Source organism: Neorhizobium galegae, from assembly GCF_021391675.1.
Classification (GTDB): Bacteria; Pseudomonadota; Alphaproteobacteria; order Rhizobiales; family Rhizobiaceae; genus Neorhizobium; species Neorhizobium galegae_B.
The window spans coordinates 4,211,458-4,225,217 of record NZ_CP090095.1 but is presented as its reverse complement, the minus strand read 5'-3'; the positions used below and the strand labels follow the sequence as shown (position 1 = coordinate 4,225,217).

Sequence of the window (13,760 nt, the reverse complement as noted above, 5' to 3'; positions counted from 1 at the left end):
TTGCTCTGGACGGCGTTACGAAATCCCTAAGACTGCCTTAGTCGTGGGTAACGATGTCATCGTTCGATCATACGGGGCTGCCATACCAAGCAGGTCCTGCCTGCGGGAGTTTCTATGGCGCGCCGTGATTCTACGACCACTTTTGGACAGTTCGCGGAAACAATCGCCCTCGTTTCACAAGGCAGACCCGGTCACATCGTTGACACACTGATCGCCGAACGCGGCCAGCGGATCGTCCAGAACCCGCTCTGGCCGGTGATGCGGCCGTTTCTCTACACGCTGCTGCGTTATGGACGGGCGATCAAATTCGCCAACGACATCTCGACGCTCAGCGGCTTCCAATGCTTCGAATACATGAGCGACCTCCTGAAGCTGGATGTGACGGTCGCCAATGCGGAGCGCATTCCCGAAAAGGGAGGCTTCATTCTCGTCAGCAACCATCCGACCGGGATCGCCGACGGGGTTGCCGTCTTCGACCTCCTGAAGTCGCGCCGTCCGGACATGATGGTGTTCGCCAACCGCGACGCGGTGCGCGTCAATCCCCGTTTTTCCGAGATGATCATCCCCGTCGAATGGCGGGAGGAATACAAGACCAAGCTCAAGGCCCGCGAGACGCTGGTGCTCACCAACAAGACGATCGCGGACGGCAAGGTCATGGTGCTGTTTCCCTCGGGGCGCATCGCCTACTGGGCGGACGGCAGGCTGAACGAGCGCCCGTGGAAGACATCCGCCGTCAGCCTCGCCCGCAAGTACAATCTGCCGATCCTGCCGATCCACATGCGGGCCCGCAATTCCGGCCTGTTCTACTGGTTCGCCAAGTGGTCGACGGAACTGCGCGACATGACGGTGTTCTACGAGCTGCTGAACAAAAAGGGCGACCATTTCGATTTCACCGTCGGTCAGATGATCCCGCCGAGCGCGCTGGATGGCGATATGACGGAGGTCACCAAGGCGCTGGAACAGCACACGGTGTTCGAGCTTGCCGCCGATGGCGATGCGGTGTTCAAGCCCGCCGAGAAGGCGCAGACGGCGTCGGCGGCGTGAAGCCGGGGCTCAGCGGTATTTTTTCCATCCGGCTCTTCGGTTAGAAGTAGCGCATGCTGCTTCGCTCGATGTTTGCCGCCAACTATCGCTCGCTGCGCTCGATCCGGATGGATCTGGCCGGCGTCAATCTGTTTATCGGCGAGAACGGCGTCGGCAAATCCAATCTCTACCGTGCGCTGCAGCTGGTGCAGGCGGCGGTGCGCGGAAATCTGGCCTATGAGATCGCTGCCGAAGGCGGCATGGCGTCTGCGCTCTGGTCTGGGCAGCGCCGTCAGGAGAAGAATTTCCGCATCAAGCTCGAAGTCGAGGTTCTTGATGACGAGCGGGCGGTGACGTTCCGCTACCGGGTCGAGGCGGGGCTTCGTCCGCCTATCGATGCCGCGGGCTTTGCCTTCGAGCCGCAGGTGAAGGAAGAGGAGCTTGTCGTTGAAACCGGTTCGCGGCCCGTGACGATGATGAAACGCACCGGGCCGGGGATCATGGTGCGCGGGACAAGCGGCCGGATGGAGGAGTATCCCGAAAAGGCGATGACCTCGGAAACGGCAATCGCGCTGCTCGGCGATGCCGGCCACTATCCGGAAGTCGGCGCTTTTCGGCGATTGATCGACGGCTGGCGGTTCTTCCATGGTTTTCGAACGGATCGGGATTCCGCCCTGCGGCAGCCCTGCCTTGCCGTTACCTCGCCGCTGCTGGATCAGGACGGCGGTAACATGGCGGCGGTGTTCGCGACGCTCGTCCACACCCGTGGGGACACGGTGGAGCTCGACAGCGCCGTTGCTGCAGCTCTTGGCGGGGCGAAACTGCAAGTGCCTGAGCCGGGTGAATATGCGGAATTTGGTCTGGTATTTCCCGATTTCCCCAAACGGATTTTTCAGCCGCGCGAGCTTTCCGATGGCCAGATCCGTTTCCTCGGGCTCGCCGCGGCGCTGATGTCCTATCGCCAGCCGCCGCTGATCGCACTCAACGAGCCGGAGGCGAGCCTGCACCCGGACATGCTGGCGCCGCTCGCCGACATGATCGCGCAGGCCGCGCGCCACAGCCAGATCTGGATCGTCACCCATTCGGAACTGCTTGCCTCCGCCGTCCAGGAGCGTTGCGGCACGCGGCCGCGGCGGGTGATCCGAAAGGAAGGCGCCACCTGGATCGACGGCATGCGGCTGACCGGCGTCATCGACCACGAAGACGAGGATGAGTGATCCTGTTTAGGGTTCCCTTTTGTTCCGGGTTTGGGCATGGTCGCCGCCCATGGGCATAGATTCGTCCGATCTCTTCGGTTCGCTGTTTGAAGCGCCGTCATTGGTGAGGGTGGTGCCGGTTCTGGTGCCGCTGCCGGTGCCGGTCGCCTATAGCTATGCCGTGCCGGAAGGTGTGCATGTGGAGCCCGGTTCGGTGGTTCAGGTGCCGGTCGGCCCGCGGCAGTTGATCGGCGTCGTCTGGGACGGCGACAGTGACGACAAGCTCGACCCCAAGAAGCTGAGGCCGCTCACGCTTGTCTTCGATTGCCCGCCGCTTTCCAAGGAGATGCGCGATTTCGTCGATTGGGTGGCGAGCTATACGCTGTCGCCGCCGGGTCTTGTGGCGCGCATGGCGATCCGCGCACCGGCAGCACTCGATCCCGAGCCGATGGTCGAAGGCCTGCGCTATCTCGGCGGCCAGCCGGAGCGGCTGACGCCGGCGCGTGCCCGGGTGCTCGATCTTGCCGGTGAGGAGGAGATCCCGTGGACACGCAGCGGGCTGGCGCATGCTGCAGGCGTCTCGATGAGCGTCGTCGATGGACTGACCGCGCAGGGCATATTCGAGACGGTTTTTTTAGCCCCGCCGCCGGTCGTGGCGAGGCCCGATCCGGACTATACGAGCCCGCGTATCGAGGGGCCGCAGAAACAGGCGTCAGTGGAGATCCTGGAATCGATCCGGGCAGGCGGGTTCTCCACCTCGCTGATCGACGGCGTGACCGGCTCGGGCAAGACGGAGGTCTATTTCGAGGCCATCGCCGAAACCTTGAGGCGCGGCAAACAGGTGCTGATCCTGCTGCCGGAAATCGCGCTCACCTCAAGCTTCCTCGAACGTTTCCAGGAGCGGTTCGGCGCCAAGCCCGGCGAATGGCATTCGGATCTTGCCCCCCGCATGCGTGAAAAGGTCTGGCGCGGGGTGGTGACCGGGGAGGTGAAGGTTGTGGCAGGCGCCCGTTCGGCCCTGTTCCTGCCGTTCGAGGATCTCGGCCTGATCATCGTCGACGAGGAGCACGACCCCGCCTACAAGCAGGAGGACCGGGTCTTCTACAATGCCCGCGACATGGCGGTGGTGCGCGCCCGGATCGGCGATTTTCCGATCGTGCTCGTCTCGGCAACGCCTTCGGTGGAAAGCCAGGTCAATGGTCTGGCCGGCCGCTACAACACCGTGCACCTGCCGACCCGTTTCGGCGATGCGGCGATGCCGGACCTGCATCTGATCGACATGCGTCGCCACCCGCCGGAGCGCGGCGGCTTTCTGTCGCCGGTGCTTTTGCGGGCCATGAAGAAAACTCTCGAGCGGAACGAGCAGTCGCTGCTGTTCCTCAACCGGCGTGGGTATGCGCCCCTGACGCTCTGCCGCGTCTGCGGCCACCGTTTCCAGTGCCCGCAATGTTCGAGCTGGCTGGTGGAGCACCGGTTCAAGAGCCAGATCCAGTGCCATCAATGCGGTTATTCGGAACGCACGCCGGAAGCTTGCCCGGAATGTGGTACGCTCGACCATCTCGTCGCCTGCGGGCCGGGCGTCGAGCGGATTGCCGAGGAAGTCGAAAAACATTTTCCGGAGGCGCGGACGATCGTGATGTCGTCGGACCTGCTCGGTGGCGTCAAGCGCATGCGGATCGAGCTGGAGGCGATTGCCAAGGGCGAGGCGGATATCGTCATCGGCACGCAGCTCGTCGCCAAGGGCCATAATTTTCCACTGATGACGCTGGTCGGCATCGTCGATTCCGATCTCGGCCTGTCCAACGGCGATCCCCGCGCCGCGGAGCGCACCTTCCAGCTTCTGAGCCAGGTGACCGGCCGCGCGGGGCGAACCGGTCTCAAGAGCCATGGCCTTCTGCAGACCTTCCAGCCGCAGCATCCGGTGATGCAGGCAATCGTCTCGGGCGATGCCGGGGCTTTTTACGAACGCGAGATCGCCGAACGGGAAAAGGCGATCCTGCCGCCGTTCGGCCGGCTGGCCTCGCTGATCGTCTCCGCCGAGACCCGTGCGGATGCGGAAATCCATGCGAGAGGCTTGCGGGCGGCTGCGCCGAAGGTCACGGGCATTTCGGTTCTGGGGCCGGCGGAAGCGCCGCTGGCGCTGGTGCGCGGGCGGCATCGCTTCCGGCTGCTGGTACATGGACGGCGCAATTCCGACATGCAGGCGTTTCTGCGGGCGATGCTGGAAAACGGCCCGAAACAGCGCGGTTCGGTGCAGATCCAGCTCGATATCGACCCGCAGAGTTTTCTGTAGCTTCTTTGCGAGTTGTTTACCGCTTGCGCTAGAATCTTGGCGATTCGAATGATGCGAGGCGACATGGAACTCTATTTTCCCACTGAACTCGGCGAGCAGGTGGCTTTTGTCTGTGCGGCGGCCACTGCCGTGCTCGGTCTTCTCGTCTTCCTGTTTCCCGCCGTCGTTCTGCGCCTGACGGCGTTCCAGATCGGCGAGGTGCGGCCGGAAGGTTATGCCGCGGTCCGCTCCGCCGGCGCCCATCATCTGGGCTTCGGTGTTGCGGCGATCATGCTCGCCCAGAACTGGATCTACCTGACGCTTGGCATTGCGCTCGGATTTGCGGCCCTAGGGCGGTTGCTGTCCTGTGCCCTGGATCGAGGCTTCACTCCCAGAAACATGGCATTTTCCCTACTTCAAGTTGTGCTCGCCGGCGGGCCGCTCGCCTACTTCTTCGACTATATCTGACGCATAATTCGAAGATTGCAGGCGGTTGCCTGCCGAAAATCCTGCCGCTTCCGGTATAAAATCGCTCTCAGCCCTTGCGTGTCCGGCTTTTTCCGTTATCAGGCGTGTTGCGAGTCCTTACAGCCTATGCTAGACGGACCGCGAAAGTCGGAAAGGGTAGGGCGCGAGCTCTGCAGGTTCTGAAAAAAATCAAACGATTTCAAGCTCTTGATTCACCTCTCCCGTAGGGTCTGGCGCTTGGATGGCAATACAGGGAAACTGTGCCCGTGGCTGACACGTCCCAGCTTATTTCCGGTGTAGCGGAGCGTTATGCTTCCTCGCTTTTCGAACTGTCCCTCGAGGCTGGTTCGATCGACAAGGTCGGTGCCGATCTTGATCGTTTTCAGGCGCTGCTGGATGAGAGTGAAGACCTGCGACGCCTGGTCGCAAGCCCGGTATTTTCCGCCGAAGATCAGCAGAAGGCCGTGCTCGCGGTTGCCGAGCGGGCTGGCATTTCCGGTCTCGTCGCCAATTTCCTGAAGGTCGTTGCCGGCAATCGTCGCCTTTTCGCGATGCCCGGCATGATCCGCGCCTTCCGCCAGATCGCCGCAGAGCATCGTGGTGAAATCACTGCCGAGGTCACCTCGGCGCATGCGCTTTCCGAAGCGCAGGAAAACGAACTCAAGTCGGCGCTGAAGGGCGTAACCGGCAAAGACGTGGCAATCGCCGTGACCATCGACCCGTCGATCCTCGGCGGACTGGTCGTCAAGGTCGGTTCTCGTCAGATCGATACTTCCCTTCGCACCAAACTTTCCACCCTTAAGCTTGCACTGAAAGAGGTTGGCTGATGGATATCCGCGCCGCGGAAATTTCCGCAATTCTGAAAGACCAGATCAAGAATTTCGGCCAGGAGGCTGAAGTTTCCGAAGTCGGACAGGTTCTGTCCGTCGGCGACGGCATTGCCCGCGTCTACGGTCTGGACAATGTCCAGGCCGGCGAGATGGTCGAATTCCCGGGCGGCATCCGTGGCATGGCGCTGAACCTCGAAGCCGACAATGTCGGCGTCGTCATCTTCGGTTCCGACCGTGCGATCAAGGAAGGCGACATCGTCAAGCGGACCGGCGCCATCGTCGACGTTCCGGTCGGTCCGGAACTGCTCGGCCGCGTCGTTGACGCGCTCGGCAACCCGATCGACGGCAAGGGCCCGATCAATGCGACCCGCCGTTCGCGCGTCGACGTCAAGGCTCCGGGCATCATTCCGCGCAAGTCGGTTCATGAGCCGATGTCGACCGGCCTCAAGGCCATCGATGCGCTCATCCCGGTTGGCCGCGGCCAGCGCGAGTTGGTCATCGGCGACCGCCAGACCGGCAAGACCGCGATCATTCTCGACACGATCCTCAACCAGAAGGCCATCCACGATAACGGCCCGGACTCGGAAAAGCTGTTCTGCGTCTACGTCGCTATCGGCCAGAAGCGCTCGACGGTTGCCCAGTTCGTGAAGGTTCTCGAAGAGCGCGGCGCTCTGCCGTACTCGATCATCGTTGCTGCGACCGCTTCCGATCCGGCTCCGATGCAGTATCTCGCACCGTTCGCCGGCTGCGCGATGGGCGAATATTTCCGCGATAACGGCATGCATGCCCTGATCGGCTACGACGACCTTTCCAAGCAGGCTGTCGCCTACCGCCAGATGTCGCTGCTGCTGCGCCGCCCGCCGGGCCGCGAAGCTTATCCGGGCGACGTCTTCTACCTGCATTCCCGCCTTCTGGAGCGCGCTGCAAAGCTCTCCGACGAGCGTGGCAATGGTTCGCTGACGGCTCTGCCGGTCATCGAAACCCAGGGTAACGACGTTTCGGCCTTCATTCCGACCAACGTGATCTCGATCACCGACGGCCAGATCTTCCTTGAAACCGACCTGTTCTACCAGGGTATCCGCCCGGCCGTTAACGTCGGTCTGTCGGTTTCCCGCGTCGGCTCGGCCGCGCAGATCAAGGCGATGAAGCAGGTTGCCGGCTCGATCAAGGGCGAACTCGCCCAGTATCGCGAAATGGCCGCCTTCGCCCAGTTCGGCTCCGACCTCGACGCCTCGACGCAGCGCCTCCTGAACCGCGGCGCACGCCTGACGGAACTCCTGAAGCAGCCGCAGTTCGCGCCGCTGAAGACGGAAGAGCAAGTCGCTGTGATCTTCGCCGGCGTCAACGGCTACCTCGACAAGATCGCGGTCGCCCAGGTCGGCAAGTTCGAGCAGGGCTTCCTCTCGTACCTGCGTTCCGAAGGCAAGGCTATCCTCGATGCGATCCGCACCGAGAAGCAGCTTTCCGACGACACGCGCGCGAAGCTGAAGGCCGCTCTCGACAGCTACGCCAAGTCTTTCGCCTGAGAACAGATCAAGCTCGAGGACCGATAACGGATGCCTTCACTTAAGGATCTGAAAAACCGGATCGCCTCCGTCAAGGCGACGCAGAAGATCACCAAGGCGATGAAAATGGTCGCCGCGGCGAAGCTGCGCCGTGCCCAGGAGGCGGCCGAGGCCGCCCGTCCTTACGCGGAACGCATGACCAAGGTGCTGGCCGGCCTTTCGGCCGCCAATGCCGGCAATGCGGAAGCGCCGCTGCTGCTTTCGGGCACGGGCAAGGACCAGGTTCATCTGCTGATCGTCGCGACCGGCGAACGCGGTCTGGCCGGGGGCTTCAACTCCTCGATCATCCGCCTCGCCCGCGATCACGCATTGAAGCTGCTTGCCCAGGGCAAGACGGTGAAGATCATCACCGTCGGCCGCAAGGGCAACGACATCCTGCGCCGCACGTTCAAGGACAACATCGTCGACTACGTGACGTTCCGCGAAATCAAGCAGCTCGGTTTCGTCCAGGCCGACGAGGTGGCACACAAGGTGCTCGCGCTCTACAATGCCGGCGAATTCGACATCGCGACGCTGTTCTACGCACGCTTCCAGTCGGTGATCTCGCAGGTGGCGACCGCCTCGCAGATCATCCCGGCCAAGTTCGATGCGACGCAGGCTGCGGATGCCTCCTCGGCGCTCTACGAATACGAGCCGAGCGAAGAGGAAATCCTCGAAGACCTGCTGCCGAAGAACGTCGCAGTCCAGATCTTCCGGGCTCTGCTCGAAAACAACGCTTCCTTCTATGGCGCGCAGATGTCCGCGATGGACAACGCGACGCGCAATGCCGGTGACATGATCAACAAGCTGACGCTCTCCTACAACCGTCAGCGCCAGGCACAGATCACCAAGGAACTTATCGAAATCATTTCGGGCGCGGAAGCGCTCTGAGGTAAAGAAAGAGGGTAAGAATCATGGCTACCGCAACGGGCACGTCCCTCGGCAAGGTGACCCAGGTTATCGGCGCTGTCGTCGACGTCACTTTCGACGGCGAACTGCCGGCGATCCTGAACGCGCTTGAAACCGACAACAACGGCAACCGCCTCGTTCTCGAAGTCGCGCAGCACCTCGGCGAAAGCGCCGTCCGCACCATCGCGATGGACTCGACCGAAGGTCTGGTTCGTGGTCAGCACGTCACCGATACCGGCGCTCCGATCACCGTTCCGGTCGGCCCGGAAACGCTCGGCCGCATCATGAACGTCATCGGCGAGCCGGTCGACGAAGCCGGTCCGCTGGTCACCTCCGGCAAGCGCGCCATCCACCAGGAAGCGCCTTCCTACGTCGAGCAGTCGACCGAAGGCCAGATCCTGGTTACCGGCATCAAGGTCGTCGACCTTCTCGCGCCTTACGCAAAGGGCGGCAAGATCGGCCTCTTCGGCGGTGCAGGCGTCGGCAAGACGGTTCTCATCATGGAACTCATCAACAACGTTGCGAAGGCACACGGCGGTTACTCCGTGTTCGCAGGCGTCGGTGAGCGTACCCGCGAAGGCAACGACCTTTACCACGAAATGATCGAATCGGGCGTCAACAAGCATGGCGGCGGCGAAGGCTCCAAGGCGGCCCTCGTTTACGGCCAGATGAACGAACCGCCGGGCGCCCGCGCCCGCGTCGCTCTGACGGGTCTGACCATCGCTGAAGACTTCCGCGACAAGGGCCAGGACGTTCTGTTCTTCGTCGACAACATCTTCCGCTTCACCCAGGCAGGTTCGGAAGTGTCCGCTCTGCTCGGCCGTATTCCTTCGGCCGTGGGTTATCAGCCGACGCTCGCCACCGACATGGGCCAGATGCAGGAACGCATCACCACCACGACCAAGGGCTCGATCACCTCGGTTCAGGCCATCTACGTTCCCGCCGACGACTTGACCGACCCGGCACCGGCAACCTCGTTCGCCCACCTGGACGCAACGACGGTTCTGTCGCGTTCGATCGCCGAAAAGGGCATCTACCCGGCCGTCGACCCGCTCGACTCCACCTCGCGCATGCTCGACCCGCTGGTCGTCGGCGAAGAGCACTATGACATCGCCCGCAAGGTCCAGTCGACCCTGCAGCGCTACAAGGCTCTCCAGGACATCATCGCCATCCTCGGCATGGACGAACTGTCCGAAGACGACAAGATGACCGTCCAGCGCGCCCGCAAGATCGAGCGCTTCTTGTCCCAGCCGTTCTTCGTCGCCGAAGTCTTCACCGGTTCGCCGGGCAAGCTTGTCGCGCTCGAAGACACGATCAAGGGCTTCAAGGGCCTCGTCAACGGCGATTACGACCATCTTCCGGAAGCCGCCTTCTACATGGTCGGCTCGATCGAAGAAGCCGTCGAAAAGGCCAAGAAGCTGGCTGAAGCCGCCTGATCCTGAACGAGATGGCGCGCGGGACTATCTCCGGCGCGCCTTTCCCGCATAAAACACGCGGGCTTCTCGGCAAAGAATTGCCTCGATGCCCCGATGAATTAGTCTTTCGCGATTCCGGACGCAAAACCGCTTTGCACTTTTGCTGGAATTGCTTTGAGGAAGTAGACCTTCATGGCCGAGGCTTTCAACTTTGAACTGGTTTCGCCCGAGCGCCTGCTCGTCTCGGAAAAGGTCACCGAAGTGGTGATCCCGGCGACGCTTGGCGAAATGACGGTGCTTGCCAATCACGCGCCGACGATGACGACCATCAAGCCGGGTGTGGTTTCGGTGAAGCTCGCTTCCGGCCAGGTCAACAAATACGTGGTTTTCGGCGGCTTCGCCGACATCCTGCCGACCGGCTGCACGCTGCTTGCCGAATCCGCGGTTCCGGCGAGCGAGCTGACCCACGCGACGCTGCAGAAGCGGATCGAGACGACGCAGGCCGAAATCAACCACGCGCAGAACGACGAGCACAAAACGAAGCTCGAGCAGTTCCTGGCGGAATTGACCCACCTTAACGGTGTGGTCGTCCCGGCCTGATACTTCAAAATTCTCTGCGAAAGATCGAGGCGGTCCGAAAGGCCGCCTTTTTCTTTGGGCGTGGGTGATATCGGCTCTCAGCGGCGGCGATCGTTGTGACCGGATGCCGGCTTGTATGTGCCGCGCCATCTTGTTAGCCCTTGTCGGCGGAGGAACGCGATGATCGACAAGCTGGAATTTTTCATTGCCCTGGCGCGCGAGAGCCATTTCGGCCGGGCGGCGGAGGAGTGCGGCATCTCGCAGCCCTCGCTTTCGGCCGCGATCCGCCAGCTTGAGGAGAGCCTCGGCGTGCAGCTGGTGGTGCGCGGCTCGCGCTATCAGGGCCTGACGCCGGAGGGTCAGCGTGTGCTCGAATGGGCAAAACGCATTGTCGGCGACGCGCGCACCATGCGCGAGGAAATGCGCGCCGCCCGCAAGGGCCTTGTCGGCCATATCCGACTGGCGTCGATCCCGACGGCGCTGGCGATGATCCCCAGACTGACGGAACCCTTCCAGGCCAAGCACCCGGAGGTCACCTTTTCCGTCGTCTCGCGCAATTCCCTGCAGGTGCTTTCGCAGCTCGACAATTTCGAGATCGACGCGGGCATTACCTATCTCGACAACGAGCCGCTGGGGCGTGTGACGAGCGTGCCGCTCTATGCGGAGCGCTACAATCTGGTAACGGCCGAAGGGGCGCCCTATGCCGACCGGGAAAGCGTCACCTGGAAGGAGATGGCTGATCTTAGGCTCTGTCTATTGACGCCGGACATGCAGAACCGCCGGATCATCAACCAGCACCTCGCGGAAGCGGGGGTGACGGTGAAGCCAATGCTCGAATCGAACTCCATGGTGGTGCTTCTCTCGCATGTGGGGACCGGGCGCTGGGCGAGCATTATGCCACGCAACGTGGCGCGATCATTCGGGTTTGCAAAAGAAATCAGGACGATCCCGATCGTCGATCCGGAAGCCACGCATATCGTCGGACTGGTTGCGACACACCGCGAGCCGTTTACGCCGCTGGTGTCGGCCCTGCTTCACGAGGCTCGCAGCCTCACTCCTGCGGCCATGGCTTGATAGCTTTTTTCTATCGCGTAACCGATCTCCCTTATTGACGGTTGCGGCATCGGTTGCGACATTCCATCCCCAGTAGGCGAAGTACGACTGTCGGACAACTTCGTCGGCTTTCTGATCCGCATGTGCATGTGGCGCCGACGCCGCGACGCGGGAACGGATCAGCTGGGAGGCTATAGACTATGAATATGCGAATTTCCGCCGGTGAATTCACCGAGCGGTCGCTTCAGATCATCAGGGATCTGAAGCATCTGGAAGGCCCGATGCTGCCGATCCTGCATGCGATCCAGGCGGAGTTCGGTTATGTGCCGGAGGAGGTTAAGCCGGTCATTGCCAGCGAGCTCAATCTGTCGCGCGCCGAGGTGCATGGCGTCGTCACCTTCTATCACGAATTCCGCGACCACCCTGCCGGCCGGCATGTGCTGAAACTCTGTCGCGCCGAAGCCTGCCAGTCGATGGGCAGCGACCGCATTGCGGACCGCGCCCGGCAGCTTCTCGGGATCGACTTCCACCAGACGACGCTCGATGGTTCGGTGACGCTGGAAGCCGTCTACTGTCTGGGGCTCTGCGCCTGCGCGCCCGCCGCGATGCTCGACGGCGAGGTCTATGGCCGTGTCGACGAGCACTGTCTTGGCGACATCGTTGCGGGGCTAAGCCGATGACGGTGACGATTTTCGTTCCGCGTGATGCTGCTGCATTGGCGCTCGGCGCCGAGAAGGTGGCGAAAGCGATTGCCGAGGAGATTGCGTCCCGCGGGCTCGATGCCCAGATCGTGCGCAACGGCTCGCGCGGCATGTTCTGGCTGGAGCCGCTGGTCGAGGTGCGCACGGAGCATGAGCGTATCGCCTACGGGCCGGTCAAGGCTGGAGACGTTAAGGGCCTGTTCGATGCAGGCTTTCTGGAGGGTGGAGAGCATGCTCTGCATCTCGGCCCCACCCACGATATCCCATTCCTACGGCAGCAGACGCGCCTGACATTCTCCCGTTGCGGCGTCACCGATCCGCTTTCGCTGGATGACTATCGCCAGTATCAGGGCCTCAAGGGTCTTGAAAACGCGATCGCCATGACGCAGGCCGAGATCGTCGCCCAGGTGACCGATAGCGGCCTTCGCGGTCGCGGCGGCGCCGGCTTCCCGACCGGCATCAAGTGGAAGACGGTGATGGATGCGGCGGGGCCGCAGAAATACATCGTCTGCAATGCGGATGAGGGCGACAGCGCCACGTTCGCGGACCGGATGATCATGGAGGGCGATCCCTTCGTCCTGATCGAAGGCATGATCATCGCCGGCATCGCGACGGGCGCCACCAAGGGTTATGTCTATACCCGCTCGGAATATCCGCATGCGATCGCGACGATGCGCCAAGCCGTCGAGATCGCCCGTGCCGCCGGCATTCTCGGCCCGTCGGTGATGGGCTCGGTGCATGCCTTCGACATGGAGATCCGCTCCGGCGCCGGCGCCTATGTCTGCGGCGAGGAGACTTCGCTGCTGAATTCGCTGGAAGGCAAGCGCGGCATCGTGCGCGCCAAGCCGCCGCTGCCGGCGCTGCAGGGCTTCCTTGGCCGTCCGACCGTGGTCAACAACGTCATTTCGCTCGCTTCCGTGCCGGTTATCATGGATCGCGGCGCCGCCTTCTACCGCGATTTCGGCATGGGCCGTTCGCGCGGCACGATCCCGATCCAGATCGCCGGCAATGTCAAATACGGCGGCCTCTACGAGACGGCCTTCGGCCTGTCGCTCGGCGAGATCGTCGATCATATCGGCGGCGGCACGGCGACCGGGCGGCCGGTCAAGGCAGTGCAGGTGGGTGGGCCGCTCGGCGCCTATTTCCCGCGGGCGCTGTTCGATACGCCGTTCGACTACGAAGCCTTCGCAGCCCGGGACGGGCTGATCGGCCATGCCGGCATCACCGTGTTCGACGATAGTGCCGACATGCTGAAGCAGGCGCGGTTCGCGATGGAATTCTGCGCCATCGAAAGCTGCGGCAAGTGCACGCCCTGCCGGATCGGCTCGACGCGCGGCGTCGAAACGGCCGACAAGATCGCTCAAGGGATCGAGCCGGAGAAGAACAAGGCGCTGCTGGCAGACCTGTGCAACACGATGAAGTTCGGTTCGCTCTGCGCGCTCGGCGGGTTTACGCCCTATCCCGTCATGAGCGCGATGAACCATTTCCCGGAGGATTTTTCTCCGGCACCAATGGTGGAGGCGGCTGAGTGATGGACGCCCCTATCTTTGCTTCGGCGCAAGCCGCCCCCCTCTGGCCTGCCGGCCATCTCCCCCACGGGTGGGGAGATCGGCTGGGCGCGCGCTCACCGCTTTCCGTTCCACGTCTCATCCTCCGCTTCGGTCCTTCTGAAGCGACGGCCATGCCGCTTGTAATCTCCCCACCTGTGGGGGAGATGGCCGGCAGGCCAGAGGGGGGCGATCTTGCTCCCGCGTTTACTTTTTCCAGCAA

General features: G+C 62.6%; 12 protein-coding genes. All 12 read left to right on the top strand.

All coding sequences use genetic code 11. From position 1 onward, the window contains the following. Positions 1 to 114: 114 nt before the first annotated feature. The 12 genes from LZK81_RS20810 (at position 115) to LZK81_RS20755 (ending at position 13,522) form a co-directional block, all read left to right on the top strand. Entirely contained in the window at positions 115 to 1,044 is a 930-nt protein-coding gene (locus tag LZK81_RS20810; protein ID WP_233954530.1) for a GNAT family N-acetyltransferase, read from the top strand. A gap of 53 nt (positions 1,045 to 1,097) precedes the next feature. Next, positions 1,098 to 2,240 (top strand): AAA family ATPase, encoded by a 1,143-nt coding sequence (locus LZK81_RS20805; RefSeq protein ID WP_233954529.1) that lies wholly within the window; start codon positions 1,098 to 1,100, stop codon positions 2,238 to 2,240. A 49-nt stretch (positions 2,241 to 2,289) separates the two neighbouring features. Next, complete coding sequence (locus LZK81_RS20800; protein WP_233954528.1) at positions 2,290 to 4,512, top strand: primosomal protein N'; 2,223 nt, start codon at positions 2,290 to 2,292, stop codon at positions 4,510 to 4,512. Positions 4,513 to 4,560: 48 nt separating this feature from the next. After that, entirely contained in the window at positions 4,561 to 4,959 is a 399-nt protein-coding gene (locus LZK81_RS20795) for a DUF4345 domain-containing protein (protein ID WP_233954527.1), read from the top strand. A 260-nt stretch (positions 4,960 to 5,219) separates the two neighbouring features. Further along, on the top strand, positions 5,220 to 5,786 hold the full coding sequence (locus LZK81_RS20790; protein WP_233954526.1) for a F0F1 ATP synthase subunit delta: 567 nt from the start codon (positions 5,220 to 5,222) through the stop codon (positions 5,784 to 5,786). Further along, positions 5,786 to 7,315, top strand: a complete 1,530-nt coding sequence (atpA, locus tag LZK81_RS20785; RefSeq protein ID WP_046605273.1) for a F0F1 ATP synthase subunit alpha — start codon at positions 5,786 to 5,788, stop codon at positions 7,313 to 7,315. The genes LZK81_RS20790 and atpA overlap by 1 nt, the downstream gene beginning before the upstream one ends. A gap of 30 nt (positions 7,316 to 7,345) precedes the next feature. Then, positions 7,346 to 8,224, top strand: coding sequence for a F0F1 ATP synthase subunit gamma (locus LZK81_RS20780; RefSeq protein ID WP_046665062.1), 879 nt, complete (start codon positions 7,346 to 7,348; stop codon positions 8,222 to 8,224). Positions 8,225 to 8,247: 23 nt separating this feature from the next. Continuing rightward, positions 8,248 to 9,678, top strand: coding sequence for a F0F1 ATP synthase subunit beta (gene atpD, locus LZK81_RS20775; RefSeq protein WP_046605275.1), 1,431 nt, complete (start codon positions 8,248 to 8,250; stop codon positions 9,676 to 9,678). 171 nt (positions 9,679 to 9,849) lie between these two features. Then, on the top strand, positions 9,850 to 10,257 hold the full coding sequence (locus tag LZK81_RS20770) for a F0F1 ATP synthase subunit epsilon (protein WP_233954525.1): 408 nt from the start codon (positions 9,850 to 9,852) through the stop codon (positions 10,255 to 10,257). A 159-nt stretch (positions 10,258 to 10,416) separates the two neighbouring features. Further along, the gene (locus tag LZK81_RS20765; protein ID WP_046605277.1) at positions 10,417 to 11,310 is read left to right on the top strand and encodes a LysR family transcriptional regulator; all 894 of its coding nucleotides are present in this window, start codon (positions 10,417 to 10,419) and stop codon (positions 11,308 to 11,310) included. 179 nt (positions 11,311 to 11,489) lie between these two features. Beyond that, positions 11,490 to 11,969: a formate dehydrogenase subunit gamma gene (locus tag LZK81_RS20760; RefSeq protein ID WP_046610626.1), complete on the top strand. Its 480-nt coding sequence runs from the start codon at positions 11,490 to 11,492 to the stop codon at positions 11,967 to 11,969. Then, positions 11,966 to 13,522: a formate dehydrogenase beta subunit gene (locus LZK81_RS20755; RefSeq protein ID WP_233954524.1), complete on the top strand. Its 1,557-nt coding sequence runs from the start codon at positions 11,966 to 11,968 to the stop codon at positions 13,520 to 13,522. Before LZK81_RS20760 ends, LZK81_RS20755 begins: the two co-directional genes overlap by 4 nt. The last annotated feature ends 238 nt before the right edge of the window (positions 13,523 to 13,760 follow it).

Coding starts and splice junctions, on each gene's coding strand:
- LZK81_RS20765 (WP_046605277.1), top strand. CDS start 10,417: ATGATCGACAAGCTGGAATTTTTCATTGCCCTGGCGCGCGAGAGCCAT.
- LZK81_RS20780 (WP_046665062.1), top strand. CDS start 7,346: ATGCCTTCACTTAAGGATCTGAAAAACCGGATCGCCTCCGTCAAGGCG.
- LZK81_RS20760 (WP_046610626.1), top strand. CDS start 11,490: ATGAATATGCGAATTTCCGCCGGTGAATTCACCGAGCGGTCGCTTCAG.
- LZK81_RS20805 (WP_233954529.1), top strand. CDS start 1,098: ATGCTGCTTCGCTCGATGTTTGCCGCCAACTATCGCTCGCTGCGCTCG.
- LZK81_RS20755 (WP_233954524.1), top strand. CDS start 11,966: ATGACGGTGACGATTTTCGTTCCGCGTGATGCTGCTGCATTGGCGCTC.
- atpA (WP_046605273.1), top strand. CDS start 5,786: ATGGATATCCGCGCCGCGGAAATTTCCGCAATTCTGAAAGACCAGATC.
- atpD (WP_046605275.1), top strand. CDS start 8,248: ATGGCTACCGCAACGGGCACGTCCCTCGGCAAGGTGACCCAGGTTATC.
- LZK81_RS20770 (WP_233954525.1), top strand. CDS start 9,850: ATGGCCGAGGCTTTCAACTTTGAACTGGTTTCGCCCGAGCGCCTGCTC.
- LZK81_RS20795 (WP_233954527.1), top strand. CDS start 4,561: ATGATGCGAGGCGACATGGAACTCTATTTTCCCACTGAACTCGGCGAG.
- LZK81_RS20810 (WP_233954530.1), top strand. CDS start 115: ATGGCGCGCCGTGATTCTACGACCACTTTTGGACAGTTCGCGGAAACA.
- LZK81_RS20800 (WP_233954528.1), top strand. CDS start 2,290: ATGGGCATAGATTCGTCCGATCTCTTCGGTTCGCTGTTTGAAGCGCCG.